The 23738-nt window shown below is 64.5% G+C and carries 20 protein-coding genes; 7 read left to right on the forward strand and 13 right to left on the reverse strand.

From position 1 onward, the window contains the following. Positions 1-14: 14 nt before the first annotated feature. The 5 genes from iscA to uvrB all read right to left on the reverse strand — a co-directional run bounded on the left by iscA (position 15) and on the right by uvrB (position 4946). Positions 15-338 (reverse strand): iron-sulfur cluster assembly protein IscA, encoded by a 324-nt coding sequence (gene iscA / locus QTH90_RS06340; protein WP_286663651.1) that lies wholly within the window; start codon positions 336-338, stop codon positions 15-17. A 1-nt stretch (position 339) separates the two neighbouring features. Continuing rightward, positions 340-753 (reverse strand): Fe-S cluster assembly scaffold IscU, encoded by a 414-nt coding sequence (gene iscU, locus QTH90_RS06345; protein ID WP_286663652.1) that lies wholly within the window; start codon positions 751-753, stop codon positions 340-342. 18 nt (positions 754-771) lie between these two features. Beyond that, entirely contained in the window at positions 772-1992 is a 1221-nt protein-coding gene (locus QTH90_RS06350; RefSeq protein WP_286663653.1) for an IscS subfamily cysteine desulfurase, read from the reverse strand. A 70-nt stretch (positions 1993-2062) separates the two neighbouring features. Continuing rightward, entirely contained in the window at positions 2063-2599 is a 537-nt protein-coding gene (iscR, locus tag QTH90_RS06355) for a Fe-S cluster assembly transcriptional regulator IscR (protein WP_028253560.1), read from the reverse strand. A 229-nt stretch (positions 2600-2828) separates the two neighbouring features. Further along, entirely contained in the window at positions 2829-4946 is a 2118-nt protein-coding gene (uvrB, locus tag QTH90_RS06360; protein WP_286663654.1) for an excinuclease ABC subunit UvrB, read from the reverse strand. A 110-nt stretch (positions 4947-5056) separates the two neighbouring features. Between uvrB and QTH90_RS06365 the strand changes: the two genes are divergently transcribed. From QTH90_RS06365 to QTH90_RS06375, 3 genes are all read left to right on the forward strand, one after another. Further along, positions 5057-6253, forward strand: coding sequence for an amino acid aminotransferase (locus QTH90_RS06365; RefSeq protein WP_286663655.1), 1197 nt, complete (start codon positions 5057-5059; stop codon positions 6251-6253). 154 nt (positions 6254-6407) lie between these two features. Beyond that, positions 6408-7817, forward strand: a complete 1410-nt coding sequence (locus QTH90_RS06370; protein ID WP_286663656.1) for a polyhydroxyalkanoate depolymerase — start codon at positions 6408-6410, stop codon at positions 7815-7817. 4 nt (positions 7818-7821) lie between these two features. Continuing rightward, entirely contained in the window at positions 7822-8448 is a 627-nt protein-coding gene (locus QTH90_RS06375) for an RnfABCDGE type electron transport complex subunit B (protein ID WP_286663657.1), read from the forward strand. 40 nt (positions 8449-8488) lie between these two features. Here the strand turns inward: QTH90_RS06375 and QTH90_RS06380 are convergent, their stop codons facing one another. The 6 genes from QTH90_RS06380 to scpA all read right to left on the reverse strand — a co-directional run bounded on the left by QTH90_RS06380 (position 8489) and on the right by scpA (position 16981). Beyond that, positions 8489-8965 (reverse strand): VOC family protein, encoded by a 477-nt coding sequence (locus tag QTH90_RS06380; protein ID WP_286663658.1) that lies wholly within the window; start codon positions 8963-8965, stop codon positions 8489-8491. Beyond that, positions 8962-9990 (reverse strand): biotin synthase BioB, encoded by a 1029-nt coding sequence (gene bioB, locus QTH90_RS06385; RefSeq protein ID WP_286663659.1) that lies wholly within the window; start codon positions 9988-9990, stop codon positions 8962-8964. Before bioB ends, QTH90_RS06380 begins: the two co-directional genes overlap by 4 nt. Further along, the gene (locus QTH90_RS06390; RefSeq protein WP_286663660.1) at positions 9990-12038 is read right to left on the reverse strand and encodes an acetyl-CoA carboxylase biotin carboxylase subunit; all 2049 of its coding nucleotides are present in this window, start codon (positions 12036-12038) and stop codon (positions 9990-9992) included. The genes bioB and QTH90_RS06390 overlap by 1 nt, the downstream gene beginning before the upstream one ends. A gap of 16 nt (positions 12039-12054) precedes the next feature. Then, complete coding sequence (locus QTH90_RS06395; RefSeq protein ID WP_286663661.1) at positions 12055-13587, reverse strand: acyl-CoA carboxylase subunit beta; 1533 nt, start codon at positions 13585-13587, stop codon at positions 12055-12057. Between the two features lie 47 nt (positions 13588-13634). After that, the gene (gene meaB, locus QTH90_RS06400; RefSeq protein WP_286663662.1) at positions 13635-14696 is read right to left on the reverse strand and encodes a methylmalonyl Co-A mutase-associated GTPase MeaB; all 1062 of its coding nucleotides are present in this window, start codon (positions 14694-14696) and stop codon (positions 13635-13637) included. 125 nt (positions 14697-14821) lie between these two features. Then, positions 14822-16981, reverse strand: a complete 2160-nt coding sequence (gene scpA / locus QTH90_RS06405; RefSeq protein ID WP_286663663.1) for a methylmalonyl-CoA mutase — start codon at positions 16979-16981, stop codon at positions 14822-14824. A gap of 123 nt (positions 16982-17104) precedes the next feature. Here scpA and QTH90_RS06410 point away from each other — a divergent pair, with 123 nt between their 5' ends. After that, complete coding sequence (locus QTH90_RS06410) at positions 17105-17752, forward strand: GntR family transcriptional regulator (protein ID WP_286663664.1); 648 nt, start codon at positions 17105-17107, stop codon at positions 17750-17752. 147 nt (positions 17753-17899) lie between these two features. Here QTH90_RS06410 and dusA read toward each other — a convergent pair whose 3' ends face one another. Next, positions 17900-18889 (reverse strand): tRNA dihydrouridine(20/20a) synthase DusA, encoded by a 990-nt coding sequence (dusA, locus tag QTH90_RS06415; RefSeq protein WP_286663665.1) that lies wholly within the window; start codon positions 18887-18889, stop codon positions 17900-17902. Between the two features lie 167 nt (positions 18890-19056). On the opposite strand from dusA, the gene QTH90_RS06420 reads away from it, so the two are divergent. Then, positions 19057-19806, forward strand: a complete 750-nt coding sequence (locus QTH90_RS06420) for a phosphatase PAP2 family protein (RefSeq protein ID WP_286663666.1) — start codon at positions 19057-19059, stop codon at positions 19804-19806. Here QTH90_RS06420 and QTH90_RS06425 read toward each other — a convergent pair. Then, a complete protein-coding gene (locus QTH90_RS06425) occupies positions 19796-20941 on the reverse strand; it encodes a T6SS phospholipase effector Tle1-like catalytic domain-containing protein (protein WP_286663667.1) in 1146 nt (381 codons plus the stop codon). The genes QTH90_RS06420 and QTH90_RS06425 overlap by 11 nt on opposite strands. Before the next feature lie 176 nt (positions 20942-21117). Here QTH90_RS06425 and QTH90_RS06430 point away from each other — a divergent pair, with 176 nt between their 5' ends. Together QTH90_RS06430 and QTH90_RS06435 are read left to right on the forward strand one after the other, a co-directional pair. Continuing rightward, positions 21118-22341, forward strand: a complete 1224-nt coding sequence (locus QTH90_RS06430; RefSeq protein ID WP_286663668.1) for an MFS transporter — start codon at positions 21118-21120, stop codon at positions 22339-22341. An 85-nt stretch (positions 22342-22426) separates the two neighbouring features. After that, positions 22427-23590, forward strand: coding sequence for an MFS transporter (locus tag QTH90_RS06435; protein WP_286664476.1), 1164 nt, complete (start codon positions 22427-22429; stop codon positions 23588-23590). The last annotated feature ends 148 nt before the right edge of the window (positions 23591-23738 follow it).

Consider the following 23738-nt stretch of genomic DNA (forward strand, 5'->3'; position numbering starts at 1 on the left):
GAGGCCGGCGGTGATCAGATGCGAAAGCTCTCGCCGCAGCCGCAACGGTCGCGTTCGTTCGGGTTGTTGAACTTGAAGCCTTCATTGAGGCCCTCGCGAACGAAATCCAGCTGCGTGCCGTCGATGTAGGCCAGGCTCTTGGGGTCGACCAGGACCTTGACGCCATGGTCTTCAAACACCACGTCTTCAGGCGTGAACTCGTCCACGTACTCGAGCTTGTAGGCCAGGCCCGAGCAGCCCGTGGTCTTGACGCCCAGCCGCACACCCACGCCCTTGCCTCGCTTGCCGAGGTAGCGTGTGACGTGGCGCGCGGCCGATTCGGTCAGGGTCACAGCCATGTCAGTGAACGGCTTCCGTAGTCACGGCAGCGGCGCCGTGCTTGGCCTTGTAGTCGCTGACGGCCGCCTTGATCGCGTCTTCCGCCAGGATCGAGCAATGGATCTTCACAGGCGGCAACGCCAGTTCTTCGGCGATCTGTGCGTTCTTGAGTGCAGCGGCTTCGTCGAGCGTCTTGCCCTTGACCCATTCGGTCACGAGCGAGGACGAGGCGATCGCAGAGCCGCAGCCGTAGGTTTTGAAGCGCGCGTCTTCGATCACGCCGGTTTCCGGGTTGACCTTGATCTGCAGCTTCATGACGTCGCCGCAGGCCGGAGCGCCGACCATGCCGGTGCCCACCGAGTCGTCGCCCTTTTCGAAGGAGCCGACGTTGCGCGGATTTTCGTAGTGGTCAATGACCTTGGATGAGTAAGCCATGGGGTACCTCTTTGAACTTTAGTGAGCCGACCACTGGATCGTGCTGATATCGATGCCGTCCTTGAACATCTCCCACAACGGGCTCAGTTCACGGAGCTTGGCGACGTTGTGCTTGATGGTTGAAATCGCGTAGTCGATCTCTTCTTCAGTCGTGAATCGACCGATCGTCATGCGCAAGCTGCTGTGCGCCAGTTCGTCGCTGCGGCCCAGCGCGCGCAGCACATAGCTGGGCTCGAGGCTGGCCGAGGTGCAGGCGGAGCCGCTGGAAACGGCCAGGCCCTTGATGCCCATGATCAGCGACTCGCCCTCGACGTAGTTGAAGCTCATGTTCAGGTTGTGAGGCACACGGTGCTCGAGGTCCCCGTTGATGAACACTTGCTCCACGTCCTTCAAGCCATTGAGAAGACGCTGCTGCAGGGCGTGGGCCTTGGCGATGTCTTCCTTCATTTCGAGCTTGGCGAGACGGAAGGCCTCGCCCATGCCCACGATCTGGTGCGTGGGCAAGGTGCCCGAGCGCATGCCGCGCTCGTGACCGCCGCCGTGCATCTGGGCTTCGAGCCGCACACGCGGCTTGCGGCGAACGCACAACGCGCCGATGCCCTTGGGGCCGTAGGTCTTGTGCGAAGCCAAGCTCATCAGGTCGATCGGCAGGCTCTTGACGTCGATCTCGACCTTGCCGGTGGCCTGCGCCGCGTCGACGTGGAAGATCACGCCCTGTTCGCGGCAGATAGTGCCCAGCGCAACGACGTCCTGAATCACGCCGATTTCGTTGTTCACGTACATGACGCTCGCCAGGATGGTGTCCGGACGAATCGCAGCCTTGAATGCCTCCAGATCGAGCAAGCCGTTTTCCTGGACATCCAGGTAGGTGACTTCGAATCCTTGGCGCTCGAGTTCACGCATGGTGTCGAGCACGGCCTTGTGCTCTGTCTTCACGGTGATCAGGTGCTTGCCCTTGCCCTTGTAGAAGTGGGCAGCGCCCTTGAGCGCGAGGTTGTTGGACTCGGTGGCACCGGACGTCCAGACGATTTCGCGCGGATCCGCGCCGATCAGGTCGGCCACGTCGGCGCGTGCCTTTTCCACCGCCTCCTCCGCTTCCCACCCCCAGGCATGACTGCGCGACGCCGGATTGCCGAAATGCTCGCGCAACCAGGGAATCATCGCGTCGACGACGCGCGGATCAACCGGCGTTGTCGCGCCGTAATCGAGGTAGATCGGGAAATGAGGAGTGACGTCCATGGCTGGCTCAGGCTGGCGTGGGGTTTATCTGTTCGAAGCAGTTCGATCGGCGCCCGAAGGCGCCGCTGGATCACGATTTGGCGAAGGCGTTGCCCAGCGCAAACACCGAATTCGGTGCATTGACGCGGATTGGCTTGACCACCGGCTGGCTGGAGATCGCGCGCTTGACCGCCGGCTTGTTCTCGATCTGCACGCCCTTGGCAATCTGGTCATCGACCAGCTTCTGCAATGTGACGGAATCGAGGAACTCGACCATGCGCTGGTTCAGCGAGGCCCAGAGCTCGTGGGTCATGCAACGACCCGCTTCGCCGAGGCAATTTTCCTTGCCGCCGCATTGCGTGGCGTCGATGGGCTCATCGACGGAAACAATGATGTCGGCCACGGTGATATCCGCAGCCTTGCGGCCGAGCGAATAACCGCCGCCGGGGCCGCGGGTGGATTCGACCAGTTCGTGACGACGCAGCTTGCCGAACAATTGCTCGAGGTAAGACAACGAAATCTGCTGCCGCTGGCTGATTGCGGCCAGCGTGACCGGACCGGTGTTCTGGCGCAGTGCCAGGTCGATCATGGCTGTAACCGCAAAGCGGCCTTTGGTAGTGAGACGCATCGCAAGCTCCTTGTGTGCTTACCGTTGAAATGACACCTTGGCGCGGGGCCTCGGTGACGTCGTCTCCGCCCTGCCCGACTCCGGCCTTTCTGGTGAACCAGTTATTAGGAGTCGGCCCTTCATCGCGAAGTTTCTTTGTTGTTGAGTATTTCGCTCAAGTATAACAGAAGGCCCTCCGGGCTGCTGGGGTAAACCCGATTGCACTCCGGGACCCAGCCGGGCGGTCGCGTCAGGCGGGCGGGATGACGACGTTGTCGTGGCCCGGACCGCCGAAAGCCTGTTCGCGCAGCACCGCCAACTGGTCACGCACGCGGGCCGCCTTCTCGAACTCGAGGTTGCGCGCATGTTCCAGCATGGTCTTCTCGAGCCGCTTGATCTCGCGGGCGATGTCCTTTTCGGACATGTCCTCCACCTTGGCGCGCTCAAGGTCGCGCTTGGCGGCCTCCTTGCCTGTTTTTTCGCTGTAGACGCCGTCAATCAGGTCGCGAACCTGCTTCACGATGCTGCGCGGCGTGATGCCGTGGGCCTCGTTGTGGGCGATCTGCCTGACCCGCCGGCGTTCGGTCTCGTCGATGGCCTTCTTCATCGAGTCCGTCATGCGATCGGCGTAAAGAATGGCCTTGCCGTTCAGGTTGCGCGCGGCCCGGCCGATGGTCTGGATCAGCGAGCGCTCGGCGCGCAGGAAACCTTCCTTGTCGGCATCCAGGATGGCCACCAGCGACACCTCGGGGATATCCAGCCCTTCTCGCAGCAAGTTGATGCCGACCAGCACATCGAAGGCGCCAAGCCGCAGATCGCGCAGGATCTCGACGCGCTCCACGGTATCGACGTCGCTGTGCAGATAGCGCACCTTGACACCGTTGTCGCCGAGGTAGTCGGTCAGCTGCTCGGCCATCCGCTTGGTGAGCGTGGTGATCAGCACCCGCTCGTTCTTGTCGACCCGAAGCCGGATTTCCTGCAGGACGTCGTCGACCTGATGGGTGGCAGGCCGAACCTCGACCTCCGGGTCGATCAGTCCCGTAGGCCGCACGAGTTGTTCCACCACATTGCCGGCATTGTCTTTCTCGTACTGCGCCGGCGTGGCGGACACGAAGATGCACTGCCGCATGCGCGTCTCGAATTCCTCGAACTTCAGCGGCCGGTTGTCGAGCGCCGAGGGCAGTCGGAAACCGTATTCCACCAGCGTCGTCTTGCGCGCGCGGTCGCCGTTGTACATGCCGCCAAGCTGGCCGATCATCTGGTGGCTTTCGTCGAGGAACATCAGCGCGTCCTTCGGCAGGTAGTCGGTCAGCGTGGCAGGCGGCTCGCCAGGCGCTGCGCCCGACAGGTGGCGCGTGTAGTTCTCGATGCCCTTGCAGTGGCCGATCTCGGCAAGCATTTCGAGGTCGAAGCGGGTGCGCTGCTCGATGCGTTGCGCCTCGACCAGCTTGCCTTCGCCGACAAAGAACTTGAGCCGCTCGTCGAGTTCGAGCTTGATGGTCTCGACTGCGCTCAGCACCTTGTCGCGCGGGGTGACGTAGTGGCTCGACGGGTAGACGGTGAAGCGCGGGATCTTCTGCCGAATGCGCCCCGTGAGCGGATCGAACAGCTGCAGCGTCTCGATCTCGTCGTCGAACAGTTCGATCCGGATCGCCAACTCGCTGTGCTCAGCCGGAAACACGTCGATCGTGTCCCCGCGCACGCGGAAGGTGCCGCGCGAAAAATCCTGCTCGTTGCGCGTGTACTGCATGCGGATCAAGCGCCCGATCACGTCGCGCTGACCGATCTTGTCTCCCACCCGCATGATGAAGCGCATCTGCGTGTAGTCCTCGGGCGTGCCGATGCCGTAGATGGCGCTCACGGTCGCCACGATCACTGTGTCGCGCCGCTCCAACACGCTCTTGGTGGCCGACAGGCGCATCTGCTCGATGTGCTCGTTGATCGAGCTGTCCTTCTCGATGAACAGGTCGCGCTGAGGCACGTAGGCCTCGGGCTGGTAGTAGTCGTAGTAGCTGACGAAGTACTCGATCGCGTTCTTGGGGAAGAACTCGCGGAATTCGCTGTAGAGCTGGGCGGCCAGGGTCTTGTTGGGCGCAAACACGATCGCGGGCCGGCCCAGCCGCGCGATCACGTTGGCCATGGTGAAGGTCTTGCCCGAACCGGTGACGCCCAGCAGCGTCTGGAACACCTCGCCATCCTGCACGCCCTCGACCAGCCCGGCGATCGCGGCCGGCTGGTCGCCTGCGGGTGGATAGGGCTGGAACAGCTCGAACGGCGACCCGGGAAACGTGACGAACTCGCCCTGCTTGGCAGGGCCCACAGGGTCGGCGTGTTGCCGCTCTGGAATGATCTCGGAGGTTTCTGGCATGGCGTGACTCTGGCAGGTGGTGGCGCGGCCGGTAAAATTCAAGCGAACCGGGCAGCGTAACGCAGGTCCGGCGTTCACGCGAACCGATCACCCCCCAAAGGACTTTTCCAATGTCAATGTTCACCGCCGTCGAGATGGCGCCACGCGACCCGATCCTGGGACTCAACGAACAATACGCCGCCGATAGCAATCCGAATAAGGTCAACCTCGGCGTGGGCGTGTACTACGACGACAACGGCAAGCTGCCGCTGCTTTCGTGCGTGCAGGCAGCGGAAGCGGACATGATGAAGGCGCCCAGCGCCCGTGGCTACCTGCCCATCGACGGCATCGCAGCCTACGACAACGCGGTCAAGGGCCTCGTCTTCGGCGCCGACAGCGAGCCGGTGAAATCCGGCCGCGTCGCCACCATCCAGGCCATCGGCGGCACGGGCGGCCTGAAGGTCGGGGCAGACTTCCTAAAGAAGCTCAACCCGTCCGCCAAGGTGCTGATCAGCGACCCGAGCTGGGAAAACCACCGCGCGCTGTTCACCAACGCCGGCTTCGAGGTGGAGAGCTACCCGTACTACGACGCAGCCAAGCGCGGCATCGATTTCGAAGGCATGCTTGGCGCGCTCAAGGCGGCACCGGCCGGCACCATCGTCGTGCTGCATGCCTGCTGCCACAACCCGACGGGCTACGACATCACCGCCGCCCAGTGGGACCAGGTCATCGCCGCCGTCAAGGCCGGCAACCTGACTCCCTTCCTCGACATGGCCTACCAGGGCTTCGGCCACGGCATCGCCGAAGACGGCGCGGTGATCGGCAAGTTCGTCGAAGCTGGCCTGACCTTCTTCGTGTCGACGTCCTTCTCCAAGAGCTTCAGCCTGTACGGCGAGCGCGTCGGCGCCCTTTCGGTGCTCTGCGAAAGCAAGGAAGAAGCTGCCCGCGTGCTGTCGCAGCTCAAGATCGCCATCCGCACCAACTACAGCAACCCGCCGATCCACGGCGGCGCTGTGGTGGCCGCCGTGCTCAACGACCCGGCGCGCCGCGCCGTGTGGGAAAAGGAACTTGCCGAGATGCGGGTGCGCATCAAGGCGATGCGCCAGAAGCTGGTCGACGGCCTGAAGTCAGCCGGCGTGAAGCAGGACATGAGCTTCATCACCACCCAGATCGGCATGTTCAGCTATTCGGGCCTGACCAAGGACCAGATGGTGCGCCTGCGCGAGGAATTCGGCGTCTACGGCACCGACACCGGCCGCATGTGCGTGGCGGCGCTCAACAGCAAGAACATCGACTACGTCTGCCAGAGCATCGCCAAGGTGCTTTAAACCATGACAGCGGCGCGGGCAACCGCGCCGCTTTCGGGCCGTTTCGTGGAGAACTCACGAATGTCGCGACCGCGTCAGGTCCGTGGGGCGCTTCCCCTATTTCGAGCATCGGCCAACTGATATATTGCATTGCAATAACTATCTGGCCCCTCCGATGCTCTACCAACTTTATGAAGCACAACGCTCCCTGATGGAGCCGTTTGCAGACTTCGCGCAGGCCGCCTCCAAGCTCTACGGCCAGGGTGCCGTCTTCGGACAGACGCCAATTGCACAGCGCATGGCAGCCGGCTACGACTTGCTCTACCGCCTGGGCAAGGACTACGAAAAGCCCGAGTTCGGCATCAAGACCGTCAATGTGGACGGCCACGACGTCGTGATCCACGAAAGCGTCGAGATCGACAAGCCCTTCTGTCAGTTGCGCCGCTTCAAGCGCTTCACGGATGAGCCGCATATCCTCCACACGCTGAAGAGCCAGCCGGTGGTGTTGATCGTGGCGCCGCTGTCGGGTCATTACGCGACGCTGCTGCGCGACACCGTGCGCACCATGCTGCAAGGGCACAAGGTCTATATCACCGACTGGGTCAACGCACGTCTCGTGCCGCTGTCCGAAGGCGAATTTCACCTCGACGACTACATCAACTACGTCCAGGACTTCATCCGCTACCTGCAGGCCGAATACGGCAACTGCCATGTGGTCAGCGTCTGCCAGCCCACGGTTCCAGTGCTGGCGGCGGTGTCCCTGATGGCCAGCCGCGGCGAGAAATCGCCCCTGTCGATGACCATGATGGGAGGCCCCATCGACGCACGCAAGTCGCCGACCGCGGTCAACAACCTCGCGATGAACAAGAGCTTCGAGTGGTTCGAGAACAACGTCATTTACCGGGTGCCGGACGGCTTCCCGGGCGCGGGTCGCCGCGTTTATCCCGGCTTCCTGCAACACACGGGTTTCGTCGCGATGAATCCCGACCGCCACGCGAGCAGCCACTACGACTATTTCAAGAACCTGATCAAGGGTGACGATGCAAGCGCCGAGGCGCACCGCACCTTCTACGACGAGTACAACGCCGTGCTCGACATGGATGCGGACTACTACCTCGACACCATCCGCACTGTGTTCCAGGATTTCGACCTCGTGAACGGCACCTGGGAAGTAAAGAATCCGGAGGGCGTGCGTGAGCCCGTTCGTCCTCAGGACATTCGCTCCACAGGCCTGCTGACCGTCGAAGGCGAGCTCGACGACATTTCCGGTTCCGGCCAGACCCGCGCCGCGCACGAACTGTGTACCGGCGTCTCCGCGGACGAACAGCGGCACTACGAAGTCAAGGGCGCGGGCCATTACGGCATCTTCAGCGGACGCCGCTGGCGCGAACAGGTCTACCCGGAAGTGAAGGCCTTCATCGAAGCGCACGACAAGCCGCAAAAACGAGCCGACAAGACGGTCCTGGCGGCGGAAGACACGATCAAGCCCTCCGCAGCGTCGAAAAGGCGCCCTGCGACTGCCGCTGCGGCACGGAAGACGGCTCCTTCGCGCCAGTCGCGTTCGGCTGCACGCAAGTCCCCATGAGATCGTGAACACGCTGGCCGCACGCCTCCTGGAGGCGCTGCCGCAAACGCAGTGCACACGCTGCGGCTATCCGGATTGTGCGGGTTACGCCGAAGCGATCGCAGCCGGCGAGGCGGACATCCATCAATGCCCGCCGGGTGGCGCGGAAGGGGTGGTTCGCCTGTCGCAGCTCACCGGAAAGTCGGTCCAGCCGATCGATCCCAGGTTCGGCATCGAAGGCCCGCGGGCCATGGCGGTCATCGACGAATCCTGGTGCATCGGCTGCACGCTATGCCTCGACGCGTGCCCGACCGACGCGATCCTCGGCATCCACAAGCGCATGCACACCGTGATCGAGGCGCATTGCACGGGTTGCGAACTCTGCATTCCGGTGTGCCCGGTCGACTGCATTTCGCTCGAAGTGGCGACGCCCGGCCGAAGCGGCTGGCAGGCGTGGTCGCAAGCGCAGGCAGACCATGCACGTAGCCGCTACGAAGCGCACAGCCGGCGGCGCAAGAAGCCCGAAGCCTCCATAGCCAAGGCACCGGAAGGCCCGGTGACCGCAGCGCCGGCGGACCGCAAGCGGGCCATTGTCGAGGCCGCCCTCGCGCGTGCGCGCGCCGCCAGCGCCGCCAAGACAGGCGTCAAGTAGCCAGCGCCTCAAGGGCGCTGAACAACGATATTTCGCCGTCTCAGCCCGCCGCAAGGGCCGCGAAAGCCTTGACCACTTCGGGCGGCGCCTGAACCAGCTCGATCAGCACGCCTTCGCCCGCGATCGGGAATTCTTCGTTGGCCTTGGGGTGCAAGAAGCAGATGTCGAAGCCGGCAGCCCCTTGACGGATGCCGCCGGGCGCGAAGCGCACACCCTGCGCCTCGAGCCATTCGACCGCCTTCGGAAGATCGTCAATCCAAAGCCCGACATGGTTCAGCGGCGTCGTATGAACCGCAGGCTTCTTGTCCGGGTCCAGCGGCTGCATCAGATCGACCTCGACCTTGAACGGTCCACTGCCGATCGCGCAGATGTCCTCGTCGACGTTTTCGCGCTCGCTCTTGAAGGTGCCTGTCACCTCCAGCCCCAACATCTCGACCCAGAGTTTCTGCAGCCGGCTCTTGTCCGGCCCGCCGATGGCGATCTGCTGGATCCCCAGCACCTTGAATGGCCGGTTCATGCGCAGGCTCCCTGCTCCGTGGTCTGGCGCGCCTTGAGGCCCAGTTTGCGCAGCAATTGCACATCTGCCTCCACGTCGGGGTTCCCGGTGACCAGCAGCTTGTCGCCGTAGAAGATCGAATTCGCGCCGGCCAGGAAGCACAGCGCCTGGACCGCATCGCCCAGTTGCTGGCGCCCGGCCGACAGCCGCACGCGCGCCTTGGGCATCGTGATGCGTGCCACCGCGATCACGCGCACGAAATCGAGCGGATCGATCGGCTCCGAGTCGGCCAGAGGCGTCCCTGGCACGCGCACCAGGCTGTTGATCGGCACCGATTCCGGATACGGATCGAGATTGGCGAGCTGCGCGATCAGCCCCGCGCGATGCACCGGCGCTTCGCCCATGCCGACGATGCCGCCGCAGCAGACACTGATGCCTGCGGACCGCACGTAGGACAGGGTGTCGAGCCGGTCCTGGTAGGTGCGCGTATCGACGATGTCGCCGTAGTACTCCGGCGCGGTGTCGAGGTTGTGGTTGTAGTAGTCCAGGCCCGCCGCCTTGAGCTGCACGGCATGCTGTGGTTCGAGCATGCCCAGGGTGGCACAGGTCTGCAAACCCAAGCCCTTGACTGCCTCAACCAGCACCGCGACCTTCTCGACGTCGCGATCCTTGGGCGCGCGCCAGGCCGCGCCCATGCAGAAGCGCGTCGCGCCGGCATCCTTGGCGGCTTGCGCGGCGCGCACCACCTCGTCGACCTCCATGAGCTTTTGCGCCTTGACCCCGGTGTCGAACTCGGATGATTGCGGACAGTAGCCGCAGTTCTCCGGACACCCGCCTGTCTTGACCGACAGCAAGGTCGCCAGCTCGATGTCCCCCTCGGGGAAATGCGCGCGATGCACCGTCTGCGCCTCGAACAGCAGGTCGTTGAGCGGCTTGTCGAGCAGCGCCTGCACGGCCTCCACCGACCACGGCCCGGCCGGCGCCGTAGGCGTGACCGGGCGGCGCAAGTTCACGGGCTTCGTCGCCATCATGTCGTTCGCACCCATCACGCAAACTCCATGATCACTTGGTCGACCGAGAGCGATTCGCCCTTGGCCGCATCGATGCTGGCGACCACGCCGTCCTGCGTCGCGAACAGCACGTTCTCCATCTTCATGGCCTCGATCACCGCCAGCTTCTCGCCGGCCTGCACTTGCTGGCCCGGCTTCACCGACACCTCCACCAGCAGGCCTGGCATCGGCGACATCAGGAACTTGCTGAGGTCCGGCGGGGCCTTGTAAGGCATCAGCTTGAGCAGCCGCGCGCCGAGCGGAGAGAGCACCAGCCCTTCGATCTGGGTGCCATTGTGCGAAACGCGCAAAGACAGCGGATTCTTGCCTGCTCCGCGCTCGACCTGCGCGATGAACGCGCGCCCGTTGACGTTGCCTTCCACCCGGATGCTGCCGAGCGCCGCCTTGCTGTCGATCTTGTAGCTTCGGTCGCCCACGGCCACCGCGCTGGAACCTGTCTGTCCATGGAAATCAGTGACCGACACAGCCTTGTGCACGTGCTCGCCCTTGTCATCCATCAAGACCACCACGAACTGCTCGCCCACCTTGACGCCGTGTCCTTCGAGTTGCCCGCTGATGCCCGATGCGCGGGCACGATAGCGGCGATGCATGAAGGCCGCCAGCGCAACGAGGAAATCCGGATCGTCGTGCGGAACGTCTTCCGCGTGAAAGCCCTTGCCGTAGTGCTCGGCGATGAAGCCGGTGTTGAACTCGCCGCTCACGAATTTCGGGTGCGCGAGCAGCGCCGCCTGGAACGGGATGTTGCTGCTGATGCCGCGAATCACGAAACCATTGAGCGCCTCGCGCATCAGCGCAATCGCATGCGCGCGATCACGGCCATGGACGATCAGCTTGGCGATCATCGAGTCGTAGAACATCGGGATCTCGCCGCCGTCGTACACGCCCGTGTCCACGCGAACGCCGTAGAGATGCTTGGTATCCGCCGAGAACATGGTCTCCTTGGGCGGCTGGAAGCGCACCAGTCGGCCGGTCGAAGGCAGGAAGTTGCGGAACGGGTCCTCGGCGTTGATACGGCACTCGATGGCCCAGCCGTCGCGCTTCACGTCCTGCTGCGCCAACGGCAGCTTCTCGCCCGCCGCGACGCGGATCATCAATTCGACCAGATCGAGCCCCGTGATCGCCTCGGTCACCGGGTGTTCCACCTGGAGCCGCGTGTTCATCTCGAGGAAGTAGAAGCTCTGGTCCTTGCCGACCACGAATTCCACCGTGCCGGCGCTCTGGTACTTCACGGCCTTGGCCAGCGCCACGGCCTGCTCGCCCATGGCCTTGCGCGTGGCCTCGCTGATGAAGGGCGACGGCGCTTCCTCGATCACCTTCTGGTGCCGGCGCTGGATCGAGCACTCGCGCTCGTTCAGGTAGATCACGTTGCCGTGCGCGTCGCCGAGCACCTGGATTTCGATATGACGTGGCTCCTCCACGAACTTCTCGATGAACACCCGGTCGTCGCCGAAGCTGTTTCGCGCCTCGTTGCGGCAGGAGGTGAAGCCGTCGAAGGCGTCCTTGTCGTTGTAGGCCACGCGCAGGCCCTTGCCGCCTCCACCGGCCGATGCCTTGATCATCACGGGGTAGCCGACGTCCCTGGCGATCTCGACCGCACGCTCGGCTGTCTCGATGGCATCGTTCCAGCCCGGAATGGTGTTGACCTTGGCTTCGTTCGCGAGCTTCTTCGATGCGATCTTGTCGCCCATTGCAGCGATCGAATAGTGCTTGGGGCCGATGAAGACGATTCCCTCTTCCTCGACCTTTCGCGCAAACGCCTCGTTCTCCGACAGGAAGCCGTAGCCCGGATGCACCGCCTCGGCGCCAGTCTGCTTGCAGGCCGCGATGATGCGATCCGCCTGCAGATAGCTCTCACGGCTCGGCGAAGCGCCGATGTGCACCGCCTCGTCGGCGAGTTCGACATGGCGCGCGTCCTTGTCGGCATCGGAATAGACGGCCACCGTGAGGATGCCCATCTTCTTGGCAGTCTTGATGACACGGCAGGCGATTTCGCCGCGATTGGCGATCAGGATTTTCTTGAACATGTTCTTCTTTCCGTGCTCAGAGCGGGATGTTGCCGTGTTTGCGCCACGGGTTCTCGAGCTTCTTCTCGCGCAGCATCACCAGGCTGCGGCAGATGCGCTTGCGGGTCTCGCTCGGCAGGATCACATCGTCGATATAGCCGCGCGTTCCGGCCACATAGGGATTGGCAAAGCGCGCCTTGTACTCGGCCTCGCGCGCCGCGAGCTTTTCCGGATCATTCTTGTCCTCGCGGAAGATGATCTCCACCGCGCCCTTGGCGCCCATCACCGCGATCTCGGCGCGCGGCCAGGCCAGGTTGACGTCGCCGCGCAGGTGCTTCGATGCCATCACGTCGTATGCGCCACCGTAGGCCTTGCGCGTGATGACCGTGATCTTCGGCACCGTGCATTCCGCATACGCATAGAGAAGCTTGGCGCCGTGCTTGATGATGCCGCCGTACTCCTGGCTGGTGCCGGGCATGAAGCCGGGCACGTCGACGAAGGTCACGACCGGAATGTTGAACGCATCGCAGAAGCGCACAAAACGCGCAGCCTTGATCGAGGACTTGATGTCCAGGCAACCGGCGAGCACCAGCGGCTGGTTCGCCACGATGCCGATGCTCTGCCCTTCCATGCGCGCGAAGCCGATCACGATGTTCTTGGCATAGTCGGGCTGGAGTTCGAAGAAGTCGCCGTCGTCGACCACCTTCACGATCAGCTCCTTCATGTCGTAGGGCTTGTTCGGGTTGTCGGGCACCAGCGTGTCGAGCGAAAGGTCCGCGCGGTCTGCCGGGTCGCCGCTGGGACGCACGGGCGGCTTCTCGCGGTTGTTGAGCGGCAGGTAGTTGTAGAGCCGGCGCAGCATCATCAGCGCCTCGACGTCGTTCTCGAAGGCCATGTCGGCCACACCGCTCTTGGTGGTGTGCGTCAGCGCTCCGCCCAGTTCCTCGGCGGTCACGTCCTCGTGCGTCACCGTCTTCACCACTTCGGGGCCGGTGACGAACATGTACGAGCTGTCGCGCACCATGAAGATGAAGTCGGTCATTGCCGGCGAATACACGGCGCCACCCGCGCAGGGGCCCATGATCATGCTGATCTGCGGCACCACGCCAGAGGCCATCACGTTGCGCTGGAACACGTCGGCATAACCGCCGAGCGACGCCACGCCTTCCTGGATGCGGGCGCCGCCCGAATCGTTGAGGCCGATGACCGGCGCACCGACCTTCATGGCCTGGTCCATCACCTTGCAGATCTTCTCGGCATGGGCCTCGCTGAGCGCGCCGCCGAAGACGGTGAAGTCCTGGCTGAAGATGAAGACAAGGCGTCCGTTGATCATCCCGTAGCCGGTGACCACGCCGTCGCCCGGGATCTTGTTGTCGGCCATGCCGAAGTCGCTCGAGCGGTGCTCGACGAACATGTCCCATTCTTCAAAGGTGTTGTCGTCGAGCAGCAGCTCGATGCGCTCACGCGCCGTCAGCTTGCCCTTGGCATGCTGCGCGTCGATGCGCTTCTGGCCACCGCCGAGCCGCGCCTGTTCGCGGCGTTTTTCAAGTTGTTCGAGGATTTCTTTCATGACGTTCCGTCGGGAGAGTTGATCTTGTGAGGGTGGCAGGCGACAGGCTACGCCCGTCCTGCCTGCGCGGCGAGCAGATTGCGCGCAGCGGTCGATGCAGGCAGCGTACCGGCTGCCACCTGGGCGATGGCCTGGGGCAACAGATCGCGCACCTGCGGGTGATGTCGGAATGCCTGCTTGAGCCCGGCGTCGATGCGCTCCCACATCCATGAGAGCGCCTGCTTTTCGCGGCGTGTGGCCAATTTGCCGTTGGCGGCCTGCAGCGCCTTGAACTGCAGGACTGCGTCCCAGAATGCGTCGATGCCGGTGCCAGCCAATGCGCTGAGCTGGATCACCTTGGGCAGCCAGAAGCGGATTTCCGCTTCGGGCGAACCCGGCACGGCGTGCGCCGCGTGCATCACCTGCGCGTGCGCCGGGTTGCCGTGGTGCCCGAAGAGGCGCAGCGCCGATGTGATCTGTGCCTGCGCCCGGGTCGCGGCATCCTTGTCGATGTCGGCCTTGTTGATGACGACGAGGTCGGCCAGCTCCATCACGCCCTTCTTGATCGCCTGCAGGTCGTCTCCGGCGTTGGGCAACTGAAGCAGCACGAACATGTCCGTCATGCCCGAGACCGCCGTCTCGCTCTGGCCCACGCCGACCGTTTCGACGATCACGATGTCGTAGCCGGCGGCTTCGCACACCAGCATTGCCTCGCGAGTCTTTTCGGCGACGCCGCCCAGCGTGCCAGACGATGGGCTCGGGCGGATGTAGGCGCGCTCATGCACGGAGAGCTGCTCCATGCGCGTCTTGTCACCGAGGATCGACCCGCCCGAGACGGTCGAGGACGGGTCGACGGTGAGCACCGCCACGCGGTGGCCGCGCCTGATGAGAAAAAGCCCAAGCGCCTCGATGAAGGTCGACTTGCCGACGCCAGGCACACCGGAGATCCCGAGCCGGAATGATTTCCCGGTGTGCGGCAGCAAGGCCGTGAGCAACTCGTCCGCCTGCGCGCGATGGTCGTCGCGGGTGGATTCCAGCAGCGTGATCGCCTTGGCGATCGCCCGACGTTGTTGCGGACCCTGGGCCGCCAGCAACGCGTCGGCGGTTACGGTAGTTTTGACAGGCGGCATTTCAGCTGTCGGCTGCATCCGAACCGGGAATGCCACGGAACCGGCTCCGCCGGTCCGCAGGTATTGCGCCCTGCAAGGGGGTGGGCCGCCACGCGAAGTGGGCAAGCCAGGAGGTATGCCTCATCTCAGACCGCTACCGCCGCGCGAATCTGTTCCAGCACGTCCTTGGCGCTGGCCGGGATCGGCGTGCCCGGACCGTAGATGCCCTTCACGCCCGCTTCGTAGAGGAAGTCATAGTCCTGGCGCGGAATCACGCCGCCCACGAACACGATGATGTCGTCGGCGCCTTGCTTCTTGAGTTCCTCGATGATGGCGGGCACGAGCGTCTTATGGCCGGCTGCGAGCGTGCTGACGCCCACGGCATGCACGTCGTTCTCGATGGCCTGGCGCGCGCATTCCTCGGGCGTCTGGAACAGAGGCCCCATGTCTACGTCGAATCCAAGGTCGGCGAATGCGGTGGCCACGACCTTCGCGCCGCGGTCATGACCGTCCTGCCCGAGCTTGGAGATCATCACGCGCGGGCGCCGGCCCTGCTCTTCGGCGAAGGCAGCGATCTCGTGCTGCAGCGCTTCCCAGCCTTCCGCGGAATCGTAGGCAGCGGCGTAGACCCCGGTCACCTTCTGTGTGTCGGCACGGTGGCGGCCATAGATCTTTTCGAGCGCATCGCTGATCTCGCCGACCGTGGCGCGCAGGCGCACGGCCTGGATGCTCAGGTCGAGCAGGTTGCCTTCGCCGCTTTCCGCGGCCGCGGTGAGCGCGTCGAGCGCGGCCTGCACGGCAGCGCTGTCACGCTTCTCGCGAATGGCCTTGAGCTTGGCGATCTGGCCGTCGCGCACCCTGACGTTGTCGATCTGCAGGATGTCGTGCGTTTCCTCTTCTTTGAGCTTGTACTTGTTGACACCCACGATCACATCCCTGCCCGAGTCGATGCGCGCCTGCTTGTCGGCGGCGGCGGCCTCGATCTTGAGCTTGGCCCAGCCGCTGTCGACGGCCTTGGTCATGCCGCCCATCGCCTCGACCTCCTCGATGATCGCCCAGGCCGCATCGGCCATGTCCTGCGTGAGCTTCTCCATCATGTAGCTGCCGGCCCAGGGGTCGATCACATTGGTGATGTGCGTCTCTTCCTGGATGATGAGCTGTGTGTTGCGCGCGATGCGAGCGCTGAATTCGGTCGGCAGCGCGATGGCCTCGTCGAGTGCGTTGGTGTGCAGGCTCTGCGTGCCGCCGAACACCGCAGCCATGGCCTCGATGGTCGTGCGCACCACGTTGTTGTAGGGGTCCTGCTCCGTCAGCGACCAGCCCGAGGTCTGGCAGTGCGTGCGCAGCATGAGGCTCTTGGGGTTCTTCGGGTCGAACTCCTTCATGATCCGGCACCACAACAGGCGCGCGGCACGCATCTTGGCGACCTCAAGGTAGAAGTTCATGCCGATGGCCCAGAAGAAACTCAGCCGCCCCGCGAAGACGTCCACGTCGAGCCCCTTGGCGAGCGCCGTCTTCACGTACTCCTTGCCGTCGGCCAGCGTGAAGGCCAGTTCGAGCGCCTGATTGGCGCCGGCTTCCTGCATGTGATAGCCGCTGATCGAGATCGAGTTGAACTTCGGCATCTTCTGCGCCGTGTACTCGATGATGTCGCCGATGATCCGCATCGAGGGCTGTGGCGGGAAGATGTAGGTGTTGCGGACCATGAACTCCTTGAGGATGTCGTTCTGGATGGTTCCGCTCAGCTGGTCCTGCGCGACGCCCTGCTCCTCGGCCGCGACCACGTAGCCCGCCAGCACCGGCAGCACCGCGCCGTTCATCGTCATCGAGACGCTCACCTTGTCCAACGGAATCTGGTCGAACAGGATCTTCATGTCCTCGACCGAATCGATCGCCACGCCGGCCTTGCCGACATCACCGGTCACGCGCGGATGGTCGCTGTCGTAGCCGCGATGGGTCGCCAAGTCGAAGGCCACGCTGACGCCCTGGCCGCCGGCCGCCAGCGCCTTGCGATAGAAGGCATTCGATTCCTCCGCCGTCGAGAAGCCCGCGTACTGGCGGATGGTCCAGGGACGGACTGCGTACATCGTGGCCTGCGGGCCGCGCAGATAGGGCTCGAAACCCGGCAAGGTGTCCGTGTACTTCAGCCCCTGCAGGTCGGCCGCGGTGTAGAGCGGCTTGACGGTGATGCCGTCGGGGGTGATCCAGTTCAGAGCCTTGAGGTCTCCGCCCGGGGCCGACTTGGCGGCCGCCTTGGTCCAGGCTTCGAGGGTGGCAATGGAGAAGGTGATGTCGGATTTGCTCATGAGCGCCGCTTTTAAGGTCGTGCGAGTTCGTGGAGTGTCCGCGCGGCGGCGGCACAGTTCAATACAAGTCTAACCGATCCGTAATTATTAATTCAAAGACCCAACTTGCGGTACATTCCACCCATGTCCGCCGTCACCCTTACACCGCGTGCCCTCTATGAAGAGGTGGCGGAACTGCTGCGCCAACGCATCTTCAGCCGCGAACTCGAACCCGGCAGCTGGATCGACGAACTCAAGCTGGCTGAGGAATACGGCATCAGCCGCACGCCGCTGCGCGAGGCGCTGAAGGTGCTGGCGGCCGAAGGGCTGGTCACGATGAAGGTGCGACGCGGCGCCTACGTCACCGAGGTGTCGGAGAAGGACCTGGCGGACGTCTATCACCTGCTGAGCCTGCTCGAGAGCGATGCCGCGGGCGTGGTCGCCGAGCATGCGTCGGATGCCCAACTGGCCGAGCTCGATGCTCTGCATGCCGAACTCGAAGCCGCCGCCACGCCGGGCCACGTCGACCGTGAACACTTCTTCGCGATCAACGAGCGATTTCACATGCGGCTGCTCGCCATCGCCAACAACCGCTGGCGCGACCAGATGGTGGCCGACCTGCGAAAGGTGATGAAGCTCAACCGCCACAACTCGCTCTTGAAGTCGGGCCGCATCGGCGAATCGCTGAAGGAGCATCGGGCCGTCATGGCCGCCATCAGGGGCCGCGATCCGGCTGCGGCCATGGCGAGGATGCAGCAACACTTCAGCAATGGGCTTGAAGCGGCGAATTGAGCTCGCCCCCAGGCTGCGCGCACTTCGTGTCGCTTCGCCTTCCCCCTGCCGGGGGCAACACCGGCGGACCGGCTGAGCCGGTTCCGCGGTGTTTCTGAGTCGCGCGCAGGCCGCGGTATTTCTGGCATTGCGCGCCGCTCGCGGCGCTCAGGCGGGCTGGTCTGCCGGCTCGTGGGCGATTGCCATCACCTCGTGGGGCGGGCGGGACTTGAGTCGGTGGTCGCTCCAGACCTGCCGCCAGCGGCGGGCGCCCGGGAGGCCATTGCGCAGGCCCAGCATGTGGCGCGCAACGTTGGACCAGGGCGTGCCGTGCTCTGCCGACTCGCGCGCCATGTAGTCACACATCTTCAGTTCGACCTCTTCCCGCGTCTGCGTGGAGGGGGCGTCACCATAGAAGACTGCATCCCATTCGGCCAGCCACCAGGGGTTGTGATAGGCCTCGCGACCAATCATCACGCCGTCGAGCAGGCGCAGGTGTGCATGCATCTGGGCGTTGTCGTTGAAGCCGCCATTGATCGAGAAGCGCAGAGCCGGAAAGTCATGCTTGAGCCGATGCACCAACTCGTAGCGCAGCGGCGGCACTTCGCGGTTCTGCTTGGGAGACAGACCCTTGAGCCAGGCGTTGCGGGCATGGACGATGAAGGTGTCGCAGCCCGCTTCGCTCACTTTGCCCACGAAGTCGCGCACGAAGTCGTAGCTCTCGATCTTGTCGATGCCGATGCGATGCTTGACCGTGACGGGCACGTCCACCACGTCGACCATGGCCTTCACGCAGTCGGCCACGAGCTGCGGCTCGTTCATGAGGCACGCACCAAAGGCGCCGCGCTGCACCCGCTCGCTCGGGCAGCCGCAGTTGATGTTGATCTCGTCGTAGCCCCACTCCTCGCCCAGCCTGGCGCAATGCGCCAGATCGGCGGGCTCGCTGCCGCCGAGTTGGAGTGCGACAGGATGCTCCTCGCTGTTGAAACGCAGATGGCGCGGCACATCCCCATGGATGAGCGCACCGGTCGTCACCATCTCGGTGTAGAGCAGCGTGCGCCGCGTCAGAAGGCGATGGAAGTACCGGCAGTGGCGATCTGTCCAGTCCATCATGGGCGCAACAGAAAGCACCTGGTTGCCGTGGTTCGTTGTCAGCATTGAATAAGTGCTTGATCTTCGGGGGAGCAAGACATTTTCCATCAAGGGACTTGCCCGGCAACGCTCCGGGTCTCAGGGCGTCAAGGCGCGAGCCGTTCCGGGCGCCTGCCAGTTCGCTTCGGGGTCCGCCCTGTCCGCTTCCAAGCGGTGCTAGATTGCAGATCGATATGAGCACACCGTCGCCACCATTTCGCCATCGATTCGGATGGGTATCGCTGGCCCGCTTCGACAATCTGCGGTCGCTGCTCGGGCCGCTGGCCGCAGGTCTCAGCGTCGTCCTCCTGCTTCTCGGATTCGCCCTCATCGCGAGCGAAGTTTTCGAGGGCGATACACGCGGCATCGACATGCGCCTTCTGCACAAGGCGCAACAGATCAGGGAGGCACACCCTTGGTTCACCCAGGTCATGCGCGATCTGAGCGGGCTCGGCAGCACCTCCGTGTTGACACTGCTCACCGCGGCCACCGCGGGCTACCTGCTGCTGGTGTCGGCACGCATGACGGCGCTGCTCGTCGTGGCGTCCACGCTCGGCTTCGCAGGGTTGGTCACGCTGCTCAAGCATGCCTTCAGCCGGATGCGGCCTGATGCAACGTTCGCCGACTACGCGGCCTGGGGCATGAGCTTTCCGAGTGGGCACGCGAGCATGTCCGCGGCGGTGTTCCTCACACTGGGCGTGCTCACCGCGACGACACGCAACCGCCTGTCCGAGCGCCTCTACATCCTTGCCGTCGCAGCTGCGACGGCCCTGCTCGTCGGCGTGAGCCGGATCGCGCTCGGCGTCCATTGGGGAACGGATGTGCTGGCGGGATGGGCGCTCGGCACCGCCTGGGCCATTGCCTGGCTGCTTATCGCGTACCGCCTGGTCCACCCCGAGATCACGGCTGCTGCAAGGCTCGACGACGACGACGCTACGGGCTGACGACGCTCGGGTCGAGTTGCCGGCCGGTCAGCAGCGGGCCCAGGCCCACCGGCTGATAGCCCGCGAAGCCCGAGAGGTAGATCTGAACGCTCGGATGGAACAAGGCGTCACCGGGATACTGCCGCGGCGCGTGCGGCCGCAGCTTGAAGGGCGGATCCTCGTACGGCGTGTGGATGGGGCCGAAGGTGAATGAGTCCGCCGCCTTGTATTGCGGCGAGATCGCCACTCCACTGTCGCGCAGACGCCCGATCATCCAGTCGAGCGAAAACGTGGAGAGTTCCTGCGTCGGGTAGCCGCCACCCACGTCGGCATGCGCGCCGCAGAACCACCGCTGATGGACGCCATCCCGGTCATCCCACAGCGTCGGTTCGAAATCGCTTCTCTGCTCGTCCATGGCCAGCGCGTGGAATCCCGACCGCACCTTGGCGGAGAGCGCCTTGTCGGCAAATTCGAAGATGTCGACCTTCGACGCATCGGCCAGGTCATAGACCGGCACGCCCAAGGCTCCCACGGTGTCCCAGACGCCGATCGCCTCGATGCCGACACCCTGCACCAGCTTGTCGAGATCGATCGACTCGGCCTTGAACTCTTCGAGATAGCCAAGCAAGGTGCTGTGCTTGCCCGCGGCCCTGCGGTAGGCGGCCCATATGTACACGCCGAGCTTGTAGGCCTTGTCGGCGTCGTAGCTGCCGTCGCTGCCTCGCATGGCATCCTGGGGAAGCAAGCCCATCTTCGTGACCATGCCTCCGAGCGCCCTGACGGTGTACGCGCCGCGGCTGAAGCCGGCCAGGTAGATGCGGTCGCCTGGCTCGTAGTTTCTGGACAGGAAGGTGTAGCCCCGAACGATCCGCTCGATGAAGCCCTCTCCGAACACCCCACCCAGCAGCTTCCGGATACCGTTCTTCGAGTCGCCGACGCCGTGCAGGTATTTCGCGATCTGGGTGACCTCGCCGTCGGCCCCGGTGGCCACCTTTTCCTGCTCGTCCTGCTTTCGCAGGGAGTCCGACGTGACCGTGCCGGCGAGTGCGGCGAAGAGTCTCAGCACGTTGGTCGCGTCGGCCTGAAGATCCTGGGCATCGCCCGCGCCAAGGCCGTTCCAGGTGCCGTCGGCGCAAAACACGATGTTCTTTGGCATGGTGCATCCTTTCCCTGAAAGCTCTCTCCAGTTTGTGCGCTTCCCGACGAACAGACCATGCGTCTTTCGCTGTATGCCGGAACGTGCATTCCAGCCGCCCGGCACGTTCTCGGGAGACATGCTAAGGTGCCGGCCCTCCACCCAGGCGAGCCCTGGAGCCCTTGCGAGACGCCTCCGTGCCCCATCCCCAACATTCCATTCCCAGCGGGACATCCGCACCTGCCGGGCTGTCCACCGGCCTGACCATCCTGTTCGCCATCGCGTGTGGGCTCTGCGTCGCCAACATCTACTTCGCGCAACCGCTGATCGGGCCGATCGCCGCCACGCTCCAGCTGCATGCGGGCCTGGCCGGCCTGATCATGACGCTGACCCAACTCGGATATGGCGCGGGCCTCCTGATGCTGGTTCCGCTGGCCGACGTGGTCGAGAACCGGCGGCTGATCACCTTTCTGATGGTGGGTGCGGTCATCGGCCTGGTCGGCATCGCGTTGTCGAATTCGGCAGCGACCTTCCTTGCGGCTTCGTTTCTCGTCGGGACTTGCGCGGTGGCGGCCCAGGTGCTGGTGCCGCTGGCGTCGCATCTCGTGCCGGAGGCGACGCGCGGCAAGGTCGTGGGCAACATCATGGCAGGGCTGCTGGCCGGGATCATGCTGGCGCGGCCGTTTTCAAGCCTGATCGCAGCGGCCTTCGGATGGCGTGCCGTGTTCGCCATTTCCGCGGTCTTGATGGCAACCCTGGCCGTGGTGCTGTGGCGCGCGTTGCCGCAGCGCCGGCCGCATGCCTCGACCGGCTATGCGCGCACCATGGCCTCGCTGCCCGGCATTGTCTGGCGCACGCCGCTGCTGCGTCGGCGCGCCTTCTACCAGGGGATGATGTTCGCGGGCTTCCAGGCCTTCTGGACTGCCGTGCCGCTCGCGCTGGCCCATGAGTTCGGGCTGGGCCAGGGCGGGATCGCATTGTTTGCGTTGGCTGGCGCAGCGGGAGCACTGGCCGCACCGTGGGCGGGGCGCCTGGCAGACCGCGGACTCACGCGACCGGCGACGGGCATGGCGATCGTCGTCGCGCTGCTGTCTTTCGGACTGGGCGCCGCGGCCGTCCATTTCCGCTCGCTGGCGGGCCTGGTCGCGGCGGGCATCCTGCTCGATGGTGCTGTCCAGGTGTGCAACGTGCTCAGCCTGCGCAGCCTGTACATCCTGGCGCCGGAGTTGCGCGGACGGCTGAACGGGCTGTTCCTGACCTTCATCTTCATGTGCGCGGCCGTGGCCTCCGGCCTGGCCGCTGCGATCTACGCATTCCACGGATGGGGTGGCCTGTGCCTCCTCGGCGGCGCCTTTGGAGTGGTCGCACTGTTGTTTTATGCGACGGAGTTCCGTCGGAATTCGCTTCTGCCAGCAACGTGAGGCGGGTCGTCCGGGATAATAGGGGTTAACCCTAATATTCCTTATGACCACCTCGACCAGTTCGCCGCTCGCAGCTCCGTCGCGCATGCCCATTGCCTTGCTGGCCCTCGCGGCCGCCGCATTCGCGATCGGCACGAGCGAATTCGTCGTGATGGGGCTGCTGCCCGACATGGCGCTCGACCTCGGCGTCACGCTCTCCCAGGCGGGCCTGCTGGTCACCGGCTACGCCATGGGCGTGGTGGTCGGCGCGCCGGTGTTCGCCGTGGCAACGGCGCGGCTGCCGCGCAAGGCCACGCTGATTACCCTGGCCTCGCTTTTCGTGCTCGGCAACCTCCTGTGCGCGCTGGCACCCAACTACGGATTGCTGATGGCGGCCCGTGTGATCACTGCGCTGGCGCACGGCACCTTCTTCGGGATCGGTTCGGTCGTCGCCGCAGGGCTGGTCGCGCCCAACAAGCGCTCGCAGGCGATTGCACTCATGTTCACCGGCCTCACGCTGGCCAATGTGCTCGGCGTGCCGCTCGGCCGCATCGTCGGCGAGCACTATGGCTGGCGCATGACCTTCGCGTCCATCGTGGTGATCGCGCTGGCCGCGGTTGCTTCGCTGGTCGTGCTGCTCCCGCGACACATCGAGATGCAGAAGGGCAACATCCTTCGCGAGTTCACCGTGCTGGCGGATCGCCGCGTGTTGCTGGCGCTGGCAACGAGCGCATTGACTTCGGCGAGCCTGTTCTGCGTATTCACCTACATCGCGCCGCTGCTCACGCAAGTGAGCGGATTCTCGAACGCGGCAGTCGCGCCCATCCTGCTTCTGCTGGGCGTGGGCCTGACCATCGGCAGCACGGTCGGCGGGCGGCTGGGGGACCGGCGCCTGGTGCCGTCGATGCTGCTGGTACTCGGGCTCAACGCGCTGGTGCTGGCGCTCATGCACTTCGTGCTGCCGATGAAGGCCGCGACCGTCGTGCTGATGCTGCTGTGGACCACCCTCTCCTTCGCGCTGGTGCCCTTGTTGCAGACACTCATCGTGCAGCATGCGGACGCCGCGCCTAATCTGGCGTCGACGCTGAACCAGGGCGCGTTCAACCTCGGCAACGCGACCGGCGCCTGGATCGGCAGCGGCATGCTGGCCGCGGGCGCCCCGCTGGCCGACCTGCCGTGGGCGGGCGCGGCCATCACGCTCGGCGCGTTGGCGCTTGCAGCGTGGAGCAGCCGGCTCGGCGAACGCAGGGCATCGCTGCAAGTCGCTTGACGCTTGACATGCGGTTGAGCCGCACCGCATACTGAACTTGTTGGTTCAGTACCAGTCGGCCACCTTTGGTCTTCTCCCCTGCCCGTCCCGGCATGGAAGTGCTGCAACCGCACTCCCCGCTTTTCCCGGCAGCAGACGAAAGGAATCC

This window comes from Variovorax flavidus (genome assembly GCF_030317145.1).
Lineage (GTDB): Bacteria > Pseudomonadota > Gammaproteobacteria > Burkholderiales > Burkholderiaceae_C > Variovorax > Variovorax flavidus.

What these genes read in the sequence shown, in the direction of transcription:
- iscA (WP_286663651.1), bottom strand. Translation starts at nt 338, where the DNA reads ATGGCTGTGACCCTGACCGAATCGGCCGCGCGCCACGTCACACGCTAC.
- iscU (WP_286663652.1), bottom strand. Translation starts at nt 753, where the DNA reads ATGGCTTACTCATCCAAGGTCATTGACCACTACGAAAATCCGCGCAAC.
- QTH90_RS06350 (WP_286663653.1), bottom strand. Translation starts at nt 1,992, where the DNA reads ATGGACGTCACTCCTCATTTCCCGATCTACCTCGATTACGGCGCGACA.
- iscR (WP_028253560.1), bottom strand. Translation starts at nt 2,599, where the DNA reads ATGCGTCTCACTACCAAAGGCCGCTTTGCGGTTACAGCCATGATCGAC.
- uvrB (WP_286663654.1), bottom strand. Translation starts at nt 4,946, where the DNA reads ATGCCAGAAACCTCCGAGATCATTCCAGAGCGGCAACACGCCGACCCT.
- QTH90_RS06365 (WP_286663655.1), top strand. Translation starts at nt 5,057, where the DNA reads ATGTCAATGTTCACCGCCGTCGAGATGGCGCCACGCGACCCGATCCTG.
- QTH90_RS06370 (WP_286663656.1), top strand. Translation starts at nt 6,408, where the DNA reads ATGCTCTACCAACTTTATGAAGCACAACGCTCCCTGATGGAGCCGTTT.
- QTH90_RS06380 (WP_286663658.1), bottom strand. Translation starts at nt 8,965, where the DNA reads ATGAACCGGCCATTCAAGGTGCTGGGGATCCAGCAGATCGCCATCGGC.
- bioB (WP_286663659.1), bottom strand. Translation starts at nt 9,990, where the DNA reads ATGGGTGCGAACGACATGATGGCGACGAAGCCCGTGAACTTGCGCCGC.
- QTH90_RS06390 (WP_286663660.1), bottom strand. Translation starts at nt 12,038, where the DNA reads ATGTTCAAGAAAATCCTGATCGCCAATCGCGGCGAAATCGCCTGCCGT.
- QTH90_RS06395 (WP_286663661.1), bottom strand. Translation starts at nt 13,587, where the DNA reads ATGAAAGAAATCCTCGAACAACTTGAAAAACGCCGCGAACAGGCGCGG.
- meaB (WP_286663662.1), bottom strand. Translation starts at nt 14,696, where the DNA reads ATGCCGCCTGTCAAAACTACCGTAACCGCCGACGCGTTGCTGGCGGCC.
- scpA (WP_286663663.1), bottom strand. Translation starts at nt 16,981, where the DNA reads ATGAGCAAATCCGACATCACCTTCTCCATTGCCACCCTCGAAGCCTGG.
- QTH90_RS06410 (WP_286663664.1), top strand. Translation starts at nt 17,105, where the DNA reads ATGTCCGCCGTCACCCTTACACCGCGTGCCCTCTATGAAGAGGTGGCG.
- dusA (WP_286663665.1), bottom strand. Translation starts at nt 18,889, where the DNA reads ATGCTGACAACGAACCACGGCAACCAGGTGCTTTCTGTTGCGCCCATG.
- QTH90_RS06420 (WP_286663666.1), top strand. Translation starts at nt 19,057, where the DNA reads ATGAGCACACCGTCGCCACCATTTCGCCATCGATTCGGATGGGTATCG.
- QTH90_RS06425 (WP_286663667.1), bottom strand. Translation starts at nt 20,941, where the DNA reads ATGCCAAAGAACATCGTGTTTTGCGCCGACGGCACCTGGAACGGCCTT.
- QTH90_RS06435 (WP_286664476.1), top strand. Translation starts at nt 22,427, where the DNA reads ATGCCCATTGCCTTGCTGGCCCTCGCGGCCGCCGCATTCGCGATCGGC.